Raw genomic sequence first — 12,862 nt, 5'->3', positions numbered from 1 at the left:
TCGAAATGGCAAAAATCCCCCTGCAATTTCGTCACAATGGCCGCGACGTCGCGATCTTCGTCGATGGCGGCACTAATCTGCTGGTGGCACTGCGCGAGCTGATCGGCGACATGACACCGAAATTCGGCTGCGGCCAGGGCGGCTGCGGCACCTGCAGCGTGCTGATCGACGGCGAGCTGCACCTGTCCTGCCTGACACTGGCCGAGACCGTCGCGGGCCGCTCGGTCGAGACGCTCGACGGCATGAAGCAGGGCCCGAACCTGCATCCGCTGCAGCGCGCCTTCGCCGACCATTTTGCCGCCCAGTGCGGCTATTGCACGCCGGGCATGCTGATGGCCGCCAAGGCGCTGCTCGACCGCAATCCCTCGCCCAGCCGCGAGGAGGTCGTCGAAGCCATCTCGGGCAACATCTGCCGCTGCACCGGCTACGGGCCGATCATCAATGCCATCCTCGCCGCCGCCGGCGGCCGGGTCAGCGCGTAAGGGAGCGCGACCATGCTAGAACTGCGCAAGGACATCTTCGCCGACGAGCGCGACGATAACTTAAAGGAAATCGGCAAGGGCACCCAGCGCCAGGACATGCTCGGCCATGTCACGGGCACATCCACCTATTTCAATGACCACAAGCTCCAGGGCATGCTGCACCTGAAGGTCGTGCGCTCGACGCAGGCGCATGCAAGGCTCCGCCGCATCGACACCACCGAGGCCGAGCGCTCGGCCGGCGTCCGCCGCATCATCCGCGGGGCGGACGTGCCGCGCAACCACAACACGCTGCTGAGCCTCATCAACTTCGGCAAGGACGACGAGCCCTCGCTGGCGGTCGATAAGGTGCGTTACAAGGGCGAGCCGATCCTGGCCATCGTTGCGGACAGCGAGCGCGAGGCCTTCGAGGCGATCGCAAAAGTCCGGATCGACTATGAGCCGCTCCCGACCGTGTTCGACGTCGAGGACGCGCTGAAGCCCGGCGCGCCCGTGGTCAACGAGACCTATCCGAAGAACACGTTCACCTATCACGACGTCTACGATCACCAGCGCCTGCGCTTCGGCGACGCCGATGCGGCACTTGCAACCGCCGACCACGTGCTCGAGCAGCGCTACCAGATGTCGCCGATCGAACACGCGCCGACCGAGACGAACGGGGCGATCGCAGCCCCTGACACCAACGGCCGCTATGTCGTCTACACCTCGACCCAGGCGCTGTTCTTCTCGGTCGACACCTGCGCCAAGATCCTGGACGTGCCCTCCAACACCTTCCACTTCATCGGCGGCACCGTGGGCGGCGGTTTCGGCGGCAAGGTCGACACCCTGACCGAGCCGCTCGCGATCCTCGGCGCGATGCTGACGGGGCGGCCCGTCCGCTACGTGTTCGGACGCGAGGAGGAGATGCAGTACGGCCCGCCGCGTGGCGCCGAACGCATCTACATCAAGGACGGCGTGATGCGCGACGGCCGTATCGTCGCACGCAAGATCCGCGCCTATTTCGACAGCGGCGCCTATACGCGGCTGTCGAGCTACGCCGCCGTGAAATGTGCCGCGCATCTGCCGGGGCCCTATACGATCCCAAACGTCTATGGCGACGTCTATTGCGTCTTTACCAATCGCACGCCCGCGACCGCCATGCGCGGCTTCGGCGTCACCGCGATGGACTTCGCTATCGAATGCCAGATGGACAAGCTGGCCAACCTCGTCGGCATGGACCCGATGGAGTTCCGCATCCTCAATGCCTATCGCGACGGCGACATGAAGGCGCACCGGCGCGAGGCCAAGAACACCGCATTGATCGAATGCGTCCAGGTCGCCGCCGAAAAAGCAAAGTGGCCAATCCGCGACGAGTTCAAGCGCGCCTCCTCACGCAAGGACGGCGGCGGCAGCCGCGCTGTGATCCCGCCAACGCCCACGGATTCGCGCAGCCGACCAACGGCCCCGGCGCAGCAACGCACCAGCTATGACCGGATTCCGCCCACTGTCACCCGCGAACCACCGCGCGAGCCGACACCACCAGCTCCGCCGCCCCCGCCGCCACGGCCAGCGGCGCCCTCGCATGGCGCGACCCGTTTCTCCTCTGTCTTCGGCACCAGGAGGCGTTGAGATGACCACGTATCGCGGACGCGGCATGGCGTCGATCAACTATCCCATCGGCATGAATCTCGGCGGCGATCCGAGCCAGGCGCTGGTGCATTCCAACCCGAGCGGTAAGTTCACCGTGGCACTGTCGTCGATCGATCTCGGCCAGGGCATGAAGTCGGTAACACGGCAGATCTGCGCGGAGACCTTGGGCGTACCGGTCGAGGACGTCTATGTCGACACCGCCGATTCCGACACCGGCCCGCATTGCATGGGCTCGTTCGCCTCGCGCGGCACCCATCGCGTCGGCAACGCCGTGATGGCCGCCGCCCGCGAGGCGCGCGGCGTGATGATGGAGGCGGCAGCCGAGGAGCTCGAGGTCAACGCCGCAGATCTCGAAACCGACGGCCGCGGCAACATCCATGTCAAGGGCGCGCCTCATCGCTCGATATCGACCAAGGATGTCGCGATCGCGGCGCAGTTCAAGCAGGGCAAGACCATCTCCGGCCGCGGCATCTTCCTCGTGCCGCTCTCCGACGTCGACCCCGAAACCGGCGAGATGTCGCCGGCGACCTGCTACGCGCATGCCTGTCTGGTCGCCGAGGTCGAGGTCGACGACGAGACGGGCGAGGTAGCGATGGTCCGGATGGACTCCGCCTATGAGCTCGGCCGCGCCCTCAACCCGCGCCTGGTCGAGCAGCAGCTGGTCGGCGGCGCCTGGATGGGCGTCAGCCACGCGCTCTACGAGACGCCCGAACCTTACTATCCCGATCCCGTTCATGGCCCCCGCGACTTCGTCGAATATCTGATGCCCGGTCCCGGCGACATCTGCCCGCATGATATCGCCGTGCTGGAACGCCCCGCGCCCGACGGACCGTTCGGCGCCAAGGGTCCCGGCGAGATGTGCGCCAACCCGGTGCTGCCGGCCGTCGCCAACGCGATCTTCAACGCCGTCGGCGTGCGGATCGACGATTTGCCAATCACGCCGGAAAAGGTGCTGCGGGCAATCAAGACGCAGGGCGGGGCGCGACCGCAGGCGCGGCGCTGAGGGAAACGCCGTGGCGGTTCGCAGCAACATCGTCGGCATCGACAGCCCGGAGGCGCTGGAGAAGGCGCTGCGGGCAGCCTATTACCTCGCCGACGAAGGACTCGCGACCGCCGCCTATCTCGGCCTCGCCCTCGGCAAGCCGCTTCTTCTGGAAGGTGCGCCCGGCGTCGGCAAGACGGAAGCGGCGAAGGCCATCGCCGCCGTGCTCGGCCGCCGATTGATGCGCCTGCAGTGCTACGAGGGCATCGACGCCTCGGCCGCGCTCTACGAATGGAACTACCCGCGCCAGATGCTTGCGATCCGTCAGGCCGGCGACGACAGCATCGACATCTACGGCGAGACCTTCCTGATCGAGCGGCCGATGCTGGCAGCGCTCCGCGCGCCCGATTCCACCGTGCTGCTGATCGACGAGATCGACCGGGCCGACCAGGAGTTCGAGGCATTTCTGCTCGAATTCCTCTCCGACTTCCAGATATCCATTCCCGAGCGCGGTACGATCCGCGCGGCCGAGCGCCCGGTCGTCGTGCTCACCTCGAACCGGACGCGCGATCTGCACGAAGCCTTGCGCCGCCGCTGCGTCTATCACTGGATCGACTATCCCACCGCTGAGCGGGAGGCGCGGATCATCATGATGCGCGCCTCCAGCGTCGCCGAAGCCACGGCCCGCGCCGTCGTCGTGGCCGTCGAGAAATTGCGCCGCGAGCCGCTGAGCAAGGCGCCCGGCATCGCCGAGGCCGTCGATTGGGCCGAGGCCGCAACATTGCTCAACAAGGGCGGCGCGCGCTGGCCCGACGCCTTCAGGCGGTCGATCGGCGTGGCGCTGAAGGACGAGGAAGACCTGCACTTCATCGCCCCCCGGCTTGATGCCATGCTCGCGGAGGCGACCGCATGAGCACCGAGCTGCAGCTCCCGCACCCCGCCCGCGTCTTCATTTCCTTCGTCGCGCTGCTGCGCGCCAACGATTTCGCCGTTGCGCCGGAGCAGACCATCGCCTTTCTCGCCGCGATCGCATTGCTCGGTCCGCGCGACCTCGACGACATCAGGCAATCCGCCCTCGCCACCCTCGCCCCGCCGCCCGAGCGCCGCGCCACCTTCGACCGGCTGTTCGACCTTCATTTCCGCGGCAGCGAGGCCATCGCGCACACTGACGACGGCGAGGATGACGAGACCGTCCGTCTCCAGGAGGAAGGCCGCGGCGACGAGGAGCCCCTCTTCTCCGATGACGCCAATGAATCAGGCCAGACCGCAACACGCACCGAGGCGCTGGTCGAGCGCCGGTTCGCCCAGCTCTCCACGACCGATCCGCTCCGCCGCCTGGCGCGCGAAGCCCCGCGGCGCCTGCCCCGGCGGCGCGGGCACCGCCGCATGCGGGCACGGCGCGGCCCCTTCGCCGATCTCCGCCGCACCTTGCGCGACAGCGTCCGCAGCGACGGCGAGATCCTGCGGCTCGGCCACATGAAGCGGCGCCAGCGCCCACGCAAGATGCTGCTGCTGATCGACGTCTCCGGCTCGATGAAGAGCCGCACCGAGGAAAACATGAAGCTCGCGCATGCGCTGGTGCAGGCCGCGCCCAATGTCGAGGTCTTCACCTTCGGCACCCGGCTTACCCGCGTTACCCGCGCTCTGCGGCTGAAGCGGCGGGAGCAGGCAATGAATGCCGCGGCGCATCTGGTCAGCGACTGGGACGGCGGCACCCGCATCGGCGATGCGCTGCAGGCGTTCCTGGCTGTGCCACGGTTCGGAGGATACGCCCGCGGTGCCGCCGTGGTCATCGTGTCCGACGGGCTCGAGCGCGGTGAGCCCGACGCGCTTCGCGACGCGGCCGCGAAATTGTCGCGCCGGGCCTGGCGCCTGAGCTGGCTGACGCCGCTCGCGACAGGCCCCGCGTTCCGCCCGCAGACCGAAGCGCTCGTCGCGATCGAACGCTTCGTCGACGATCTCGTGGACGGCGGATCGAGTGCCTCGATCGTCGCCCATGTCCTTGCACTGGGACGAAGGAGAGTTGCGTGAACGGTATTGTCGATGGCCATCATCACATCTGGCGGCAGGCCGACCTGCCCTGGCTGACCGGCCCCATGCAGCCGCGCATCTTCGGACCCTACGAGCCGATCCGCCGCGATTATCCGATCGAGGAGTATCTCGCCGATCTCGAGGGCGTCGGGGTCACGCGCTCCGTCTACGTGCAGACCAATTGGGCACAAGACCACTTCGAGGAAGAAGCAGCCTGGGTGCAGCGCACGGCCGACGAGCACGGCTGGCCGCATGCCATCGTCGCCTACGCCAATTTCGCGGCCGACGACGTGCGCCCGCAGCTCGACAGCCTGAAGCGCTATCCGCTGCTGCGCGGCGTGCGCATGCAGCTGCACTGGCACGAGAACCCGCTGTACCGCTTCGCGGCTCGTCCGGACCTGTGCGCCGATCCCGTAACCCGTCGCAACGTCGCGCATCTCGCCGATTACGGCTGGAGCTTCGAGCTGCAGGTGTTCACGCCGCAGATGCCGGATGCCGCGCTGCTGGCGGAGTCCTGCCCCAAGGTGACGTTCATCCTCCAGCATGCCGGCATGCTGGAGGATCTCTCGCCGGCGGGCCGCGCGGCCTGGCGTGCGGGCATGGCTCGCCTCGCCACATGCCCGAACGTGGTCTCGAAACTGTCCGGGCTCGGGACCTTCATCCATCGTAACGATCCCGCCCATATCGCGGCCGTGCTCACCGATACGGTTGCGATTTTCGGCGCCGAGCGCTGCCTGTTCGGCTCCAACTTCCCGATCGAGAAATTATGGACCAGCTATCGCGACCTCGTCAGTGCCTTTCGCGCAGCCGCCGCCCCGTTCAGTGCGGAGCAGCAGGACGCAATCTTCAGGACGACGGCGACGCGCGTCTACCGGCTTTGACAGACAAGAAACGAGACAGGAGGGCAACGTATGGCGCTGGAGATCAAGATCCTGGACTACGGCGATATCGAGCTGGAATCGAGCTTCCTGGTGCTCGGACGCGACTGCGGCCGCACCCGCCGCGTCCTTACCCTCGGCTTCCTGATCCTCGGCGGCCCCTACCCGGTCGTGGTCGACACCGGCTATCGCTCCAACCAGATCATGGAGACGCTGGGCATGCGGGGGCTGCAGTACCATGAGCACATGATCGAGAACCAGCTCGCGCGCCACGGCGTACGCATGGGCGACGTGCGCTTTGTCTGCCACACCCATCTGCACATCGACCATGCCGGCAAGGACGATCTGTTCCCGATGAACACGACCGTCGTCGTCAACCGCAAGGAGCTCGAATATTCCGTCTCCGGCCTGATGCATCCGCAATATCCGGCGCCCGACATCAAGCACCTGATCGACCGCCTGCACACCAAGAGCGCGCTGCGCTTCCTCGACCTCGAGATCACCGGTCCGATCGAGCTGATGCCCGGCGTCTATTGCGATGCGGCCAACGCCCACACCGAGGGCTCGATGAACATCATCGTCCACACCGCCGATGGCATCGCCACCATTTGTGGCGACGTCATCTACGACTTCAACGACCAGATCGTCACGCCCTTCCACGAGATTCACGATTGGGAGCCGCGCACCACCGGCAACCATGGCACCAGCAAGCGTGCGGAGAAGGCCGCGATCAAGAGGCTGCTCAGCAATTCGCGCTACCTCCTCCCCGTGCACGACCGGCCCGCCAAGATCGAAGGCGGCAATGTCGTGGGTCGGCTGCATGACCAGGTTCCCGGTCCGATCGTACAGTCGCTGCCCCAGCGCAACTGGTTCCCGGCGTGAGGCTTTTTTTGCGCATGATCCTTTCGGAAAACCGCTCAACACTTTTCCGGATCATGCGTCCGAGGATCGACCGATGACGCATGTCACCCTGCGAAGCGAGTTCGAGAACCTGATCGATCCCTATGCGCCGGTCGCGCAGGTCGGCACCGGCTTCGACTTCACGGAAGGGCCGATCTGGCATCCGGTCGATCATTACCTGCTGTTCTCGGACATGCCGGCCGACGTGCGCCGGCGCTGGGATGCGCGGCGCGGTATCGTCGAGGTCAAGCGTCCCTCGAACAAATGCAACGGCATGACCTATGACGCCGAGCTCAATCTGATCGTCTGCGAGCACGCGACCTCATCGCTTGTCCGCGAGCGCCCGGACGGACGGCGCGAGGTGCTCGCGTCGCATTTCGGCGGCCAGGAGCTCAACAGCCCGAACGATGTCTGCGTGCACTCATCGGGCGCGATCTATTTCTCGGACCCCTGGTATGGACGGATGCCCGTCTATGGCGTCGAGCGGCCGCGCCAGCTCGGCTTTCAGGGCGTCTTTCGCGTCATGCCCGGCGGCGAGCCGAAGCTCGTGGTGGACCGCAACCTGTTCGATCAGCCGAACGGGCTGTGCTTCTCGCCGGACGAGAAGCTGCTCTATGTCAACGACACCGTGCAGGCGCTGATCCGCCTGTTCGAGGTCAACAGCGACGGTACGCTTTCGAACGCACACGTGTTCGCAAGCGGCATCCGCTCCGAGCTGGAGCCGGGCCTGCCCGACGGCATGAAGTGCGACCAGCACGGCAATGTCTGGGTCACCGCCCCCGGCGGCGTCTGGATCTATTCGCCGCGGGGCGAGCTGCTCGGCAAGGTCCGCGTGCCGGAGCTGGTCGCGAACCTCGCTTGGGGCGGGCCGGATTTCCGCACGCTCTATCTCACCTCGACCCATTCGGTGTATGCGATCCCGACCCGGGTCGGCCCGCGTCACGAGCCCTATATGAGCGGCCGTCGCGGCGGCAGCGCAGCGGTCCAGAGTTCATCGCCGGCGTCACCTGTTCTCACCGAGGGCGAGATGCGGCTCGATCCGCAGCGCTGCGCAATGATCATCCAGGATCTCCAGAACGACGTTATCATGGACGGCGGCGCCTTCGCCGATTCGGGCGCACCGGGTCACGCGAAGCAACAGCATGTCGTCGAGAACGTCCGGCGCCTTGCGGAAGCCGCACGCGCGCGCGGGGTCGCCATCATCCATGTCTGGTTCGTCGTCGAGCCTGGCGCGCCCGGCGTAACGCTCAACGCCCCGCTGTTCGAAGGGCTCGTCGACAGCAAAGCGATGGTGCGCGGAAGCTGGGGCGCCGCGCCCGTTTCCGGCCTCGAGCCGCGGCCCGGCGATTTCGTCGTCGAGAAGATGCGAATGAGCGCCTGGGAGGGCACGCGGCTGGAGACGATCCTGAAAGCCACGGGGCGCGACATGATCATCAATACCGGCGCATGGACCAACATGTCGGTCGAGCACACGGCGCGGACCGGCGCCGACAAGGGCTATTTCATGATCGTGCCCGAAGACTGCTGCTCGACCATGAATGCCGACTGGCACAACGCCTCGATCAATTTTGCCATGCAGAACGTCGCCGTCGTGACCAGGGCCGATGCCGTCATCAGAGCGCTGGGATGAGATGGCAAAGCTCCTGCATCTGTCCTGCTCGCCCCGCGCCGAGTCCGAGTCGAATGCCGGCGCGCGCGTCTTTCTTGACGGCTTCCGCAAGGCTCGGCCGGATTGGGACATCGATGTCGTGGACATCTGGCGCGAACGGATGCCGGAATTCGCAGGCGCCATTGTCGAGGCCAGATATGCGCGCATGAAGGCTCAGGCCTTCACCGACCCGCAACGGGAGAGCTTTGCCGAAGCCGAGCGCATGGCGCTGCGCTTTTCGCTCGCCGATCGGGTGCTGATCTCGACGCCGATGTGGAACTTCGGCATCCCCTACAAGCTCAAGCAGTGGTTCGACATCATCGTCCAGCCCGGGCTCACCTTCCGGTTCGATCCGTTGCAGGGCTATCTGCCGCTGCTGCAGGATCGGCCGACGCTGGTGATCATCGCCAGCGGCAGCGACTTTGCCACCGGCATGAACCGCGGCCGCATCGACATGGCGACGCCTTACCTGCGGGAAATCCTGCGCTTCATCGGAATCAACGATGTCCGTTTCGTTCTGATCGGTCCGACCACGGGACCGCAGCAGCCGATCGAAGCCGCGCGTGACCGGGCGCATCAACGTCTCGCAGCAATGGGCGCCACCTTCTAGATGCTGGCCGCGGCGGCGGCTGACCGCGGTCTTCGGGCGAACGAATTCGGACAGCGCAACATCCGCTGGCGCACCATTGCCGTCCGCGCACTTGGTGGCTGGATCGCTGCGATCGGCCTGATGATGGGAAGTCTTGTACTGGCGTTGAGCCAGCGCCAGGACCGCCCGTGTTGTGAGATCAGTCAGGACCTGGAGCTGGAAGGCAAGCCTCCGAACCAGGCGCCGAAATAACCCGCATAGAGCGCCGGTCGTTCGAGATTCATCGAATGCCCGATGCCCGGCACGATCACGAGACGGCAATCCGGCATCGCCTTGGCCATCGCGCGAAGATCGTCCGGGGCAATCCAGCCGTCCCTTTCCCCCCACAGCACCATATGCGGATGCCGCAGTTCCGGCATGCGGCGCTCGAGCTCACGGCTTTGCTTTTCGCGCGTGAGGTTGACGGGGGTGCCGATCCAGATTCCTTCCGAGACGCCAAACGTCTGGTCGATGATACGGTCGAACAACGCCTCGATCTCGCTCACCCCTTCGCGGAAGCGCGGGACTGCGTTCGGCGCCATGCTTTCCGGCGTGAACAGCGAGGACGCTGCCGTCGCCATGATCGTGCGAGTCAATGCCTTGCTCGTCATCATCGACCGGAACAGGCCGAGCTGGTCGGCGTCAAAGGCCATGCCGAGCGGCGTCACCGGATCGAGCGCGAGCACCCGCCCGAAGCGCAGCGGCTGCGTCAGCAGCATGCGCGCGGCGATGATGCCGCCGGTCGAATGCGTCGCGAGATGGCAGTAACCGATCTCCAGCGCATCCAGCGCCGCCAGCATATCCTCGGCATGCTGCTGCATGGAATAGTTGGAATAGTCCGCGTTCGGCTTCGGCCGATCGCTGTCACCGCATCCGCGCCAGTCCAGCCCGATGACGCGCAGCCCTTTTGGAAACAGCGGGGCAGCAAGCTCGATCCAGTCCTTGCTGGCGAGATTGCCGTGGATGAAGACGACGGTGGTGTCGCCCTCTCCCCACTCTCGCCAGCCAAGCTGGACCTCGCCCGCCTGCACCCGTGGCATCGCTGCGTCCTATTTGTTGAGGCCCGCCGTCGGCGCCGCGCCGGGAGGCGTTGGCGCCACCGGCAGCGCCGACGCCACCGCGCCCCTGATCATGCGGTCGGTGCCGAGCGGTGACGACGTGTCAACCGTTCCCTTGGTGACGAAATCGACCACGTCGACGGAGAACTCGACCGGGTTATCCGTATGGATGAAATGTCCGGTCTCCGGATAGATCTTGAGGATCGGCCGGTTGCCGGCATTGGTCATCCGCGACATGAATGGCGTGATGACGTCGCGCCCGAGGTCCGTGAGCCCGTTGAAAGCGGGCGTCGGAATGAACGGCTCCTTATCGCCGAATGACAGGAAGATCGGCGCCTTGATCTGGGTGATACGCTCGTAGAGATTCTTCGGATCATCCTGCTGGAGCTCCGCTCCGATCGTGTAGATGTCGAAGATGAAGACGTTGCACCATTGCTCGAGCTCCTTCGGGTTGCCCTTGGTGAGCCCGACGCGCTGCTCGGTGTGCAAGCGGGCATATTCGCTGTCGCTGAAGAAGTACCCGCTCTTGGCCGCCGATACCGCACCGGTGTTCGGATCACGCTTCTTGAAGTAGAAGAAGTCACGGATGTTCTGCTCGTCGCGCGCCTTCTCCGCCGCGAGGATGCCGGTCTGGTCCCAGACCTGCTTCCACTTGTCGAAATCGCGGCCGAGGCCGTCCGCGAAGAGTGGCGCCTTCTTGTCCTTGGCGATGGTGATCTCGCGCGGATATTCCTCGAGACCGGAGGGTGCCTCCAGGGCGAGGCCCTGCACCGCGTCCGGCCAGGTCAGCGCGTAGCCCGCCACGAATTGGCCGCCCAGCGAGTGGCCGAGATAATAGGCCTTCTTGACGCCGAGCTGGTTGACGACGAGATCGTAGATGACCTCGCGCATGTCCTGCATGGTGCGCGCCGGGCTCTTGTCGAGATTGCCGGGACCAGACATGCCGTAATGCGGCAGGTCGGGCACGATCACGCGCAGGCCACTGCGCAAGGCATACTGCATGATGTTGCCGTAGTGCCCGCCGAAGGCGCCCTTGCCGTGGATGATGACGAGCACCTTCGGATCCTTGTCGGTGCCGGCGTACTCGTCCATGTACCCGATTTCCCAGGAATTGCCGCTCTTGTCCTTGGCGTTGCCGAACTTGACCGGATAGGGATAGGTCACATACGCCTTCCAGAACGACTTCTTCGGGTCGATGTTCTGGGCAACGTCGGCCACGCGATAATTCTTGTCGACGAATTTCTGTGCGCGATCGAGGCTCGCGACGTCGTCCATGAAGGCGACGAACTTCGGATCGTTCTTCCGATTGTTGATCAGCGGGAACACGCCGTAATGGGCGACCGGGCTTTCCTCGGCGATCAGATCCGCGCCGGGCACGCGGTCGACCGCCTTCTGGGCGAGCTTGAAGTTCAGCCAGAGATCGTTGGTGATGTGCATCACCAGCGTGCGCGCCTGGATGCGGCCGAGATACGGGTTGACGTTGTGCGTCTCGCCGACCCGGTTGCGCCAGACCAGATCGACAGCGTCATAGAGCTTGGCGCGGTTCGTGACGTTCAATCCGGCTTTCTCGTTCGGCGGGTCCCAGTAGAAGATCTCGGGCTGGACCGCCGCCCAGTTCTGGGTCGTTCGGAAGGCGAAGTCATAGCCCGTCATGCCGAGGATCGACCAGCCAAAGGCCACGCCCGGCACCGGGTGCTTCTCCTTGGGCAGCTTGTAATAGTCACCCTTGGTCACCTGCCAGACCGGATCGCCCTGGATCGCGGCCGTCATCATCTGAAAGGTCCAGTTGCCGACGGGATCTTCGCCGTCGGACTGCGTGGTGCCGCCGATCGGCATGATCGCGCTGACATATTCAGGATGCATCACGCCCCAGACATAGGTCTGGGTGCCGCCCATGGAGACGCCGGTGACCAGCGCGACGCGCGCGACCTTCAGCTCGTCGCGCAACAAACGGTAGTTCGCCTGCACCATGTCGTAGTAGCTGTACTGCGGAAACTTGATGCCGAGACCATCGGATGGCTTGCTCGCACCCCAGGTGCCGAGCGGATCGACCATGATGACGTAATAGCGGTCGGTGTCGATCGGCCGGCCAGGGCCGATGACCGGGACGCCGCCTGACAGGGCGGCGCCTTTGACCCACTGCTCGTACATGTCGGTGGAGTCGCCGGAATAATAGGAGTTGATCACGACGGCATTGGTGATCTCGCCGGCGGCATTGCGCCGCGCGTTGCCGATCGCGATGTAGCTGGTGCGCAGCTTGCCGCCGCCGAGCGACTCCAGCGTCACGCCGCCCTCGCCGCCATTCTCCCATTTCGAGGGATCGGCCAGGTCGTACTTTCCGCCCAGGCGAAAATTGCCGATCTCATAGGTCTTCTTGAGGCCGTCATGCTGCATCTGCGACGAGCGGCGCGTGAACGGCTGCGCTACCGCAAGCGCGGTGCCGACCAGCAACAAGATCAGGCAGACGATGCAACGCTCGAGCGCGCTTCTCCCGGTCATGGCGACCTCCCTCATGGCGGTGTTTTCCGCGCACGCTAGGTTGCATGCACCCGGGAGGTTTGATTTAGCTCAATGGAATCCGCGCGCCGGCGCCGAGGATCGCGGCCATCATCACGCCGGCCGGTGCCCG

12 protein-coding genes are annotated in these 12,862 nt (G+C 65.4%); 10 read left to right on the top strand and 2 right to left on the bottom strand.

All coding sequences use genetic code 11. The features are described from left to right. The first annotated feature begins 5 nt into the window (after positions 1-5). The 10 genes from ACNJYB_RS14780 to ACNJYB_RS14735 all read left to right on the top strand — a co-directional run bounded on the left by ACNJYB_RS14780 (position 6) and on the right by ACNJYB_RS14735 (position 9,388). Positions 6-482 carry a (2Fe-2S)-binding protein gene (locus ACNJYB_RS14780; protein WP_439374621.1) on the top strand — a complete coding sequence of 159 codons (477 nt, stop codon included), beginning with the start codon at positions 6-8 and terminating at the stop codon, positions 480-482. Between the two features lie 12 nt (positions 483-494). After that, positions 495-2,087, top strand: coding sequence for a xanthine dehydrogenase family protein molybdopterin-binding subunit (locus ACNJYB_RS14775; RefSeq protein ID WP_439374620.1), 1,593 nt, complete (start codon positions 495-497; stop codon positions 2,085-2,087). Position 2,088: 1 nt separating this feature from the next. Further along, a complete protein-coding gene (locus ACNJYB_RS14770; RefSeq protein WP_439374619.1) occupies positions 2,089-3,111 on the top strand; it encodes a xanthine dehydrogenase family protein molybdopterin-binding subunit in 1,023 nt (340 codons plus the stop codon). A 10-nt stretch (positions 3,112-3,121) separates the two neighbouring features. Then, a complete protein-coding gene (locus ACNJYB_RS14765) occupies positions 3,122-4,003 on the top strand; it encodes an AAA family ATPase (RefSeq protein WP_439374618.1) in 882 nt (293 codons plus the stop codon). Further along, a complete protein-coding gene (locus ACNJYB_RS14760; protein ID WP_439374617.1) occupies positions 4,000-5,121 on the top strand; it encodes a vWA domain-containing protein in 1,122 nt (373 codons plus the stop codon). Before ACNJYB_RS14765 ends, ACNJYB_RS14760 begins: the two co-directional genes overlap by 4 nt. Beyond that, a complete protein-coding gene (locus ACNJYB_RS14755; RefSeq protein WP_439374616.1) occupies positions 5,118-6,002 on the top strand; it encodes an amidohydrolase family protein in 885 nt (294 codons plus the stop codon). Before ACNJYB_RS14760 ends, ACNJYB_RS14755 begins: the two co-directional genes overlap by 4 nt. A gap of 30 nt (positions 6,003-6,032) precedes the next feature. Beyond that, on the top strand, positions 6,033-6,881 hold the full coding sequence (locus ACNJYB_RS14750; RefSeq protein WP_439374615.1) for an MBL fold metallo-hydrolase: 849 nt from the start codon (positions 6,033-6,035) through the stop codon (positions 6,879-6,881). 73 nt (positions 6,882-6,954) lie between these two features. Beyond that, a complete protein-coding gene (locus tag ACNJYB_RS14745) occupies positions 6,955-8,529 on the top strand; it encodes an isochorismatase family protein (RefSeq protein ID WP_439374614.1) in 1,575 nt (524 codons plus the stop codon). Position 8,530: 1 nt separating this feature from the next. Further along, a complete protein-coding gene (locus tag ACNJYB_RS14740) occupies positions 8,531-9,157 on the top strand; it encodes an FMN-dependent NADH-azoreductase (RefSeq protein ID WP_439374613.1) in 627 nt (208 codons plus the stop codon). After that, positions 9,158-9,388 (top strand): hypothetical protein, encoded by a 231-nt coding sequence (locus ACNJYB_RS14735; protein WP_439374612.1) that lies wholly within the window; start codon positions 9,158-9,160, stop codon positions 9,386-9,388. Here the strand turns inward: ACNJYB_RS14735 and ACNJYB_RS14730 are convergent. After that, on the bottom strand, positions 9,340-10,215 hold the full coding sequence (locus ACNJYB_RS14730) for an alpha/beta fold hydrolase (RefSeq protein ID WP_439374611.1): 876 nt from the start codon (positions 10,213-10,215) through the stop codon (positions 9,340-9,342). The two genes, ACNJYB_RS14735 and ACNJYB_RS14730, sit on opposite strands and share 49 nt — an antisense overlap. Before the next feature lie 9 nt (positions 10,216-10,224). After that, positions 10,225-12,732 carry an alpha/beta hydrolase gene (locus ACNJYB_RS14725; protein WP_439374610.1) on the bottom strand — a complete coding sequence of 836 codons (2,508 nt, stop codon included), beginning with the start codon at positions 12,730-12,732 and terminating at the stop codon, positions 10,225-10,227. Positions 12,733-12,862 lie beyond the last annotated feature (130 nt).

The sequence above is a fragment of the Bradyrhizobium sp. SMVTL-02 genome (assembly GCF_051853005.1).
In the GTDB taxonomy this organism is placed as follows: Bacteria; Pseudomonadota; Alphaproteobacteria; order Rhizobiales; family Xanthobacteraceae; genus Bradyrhizobium.
This window is presented reverse-complemented; position numbering and strand designations above follow the sequence as displayed.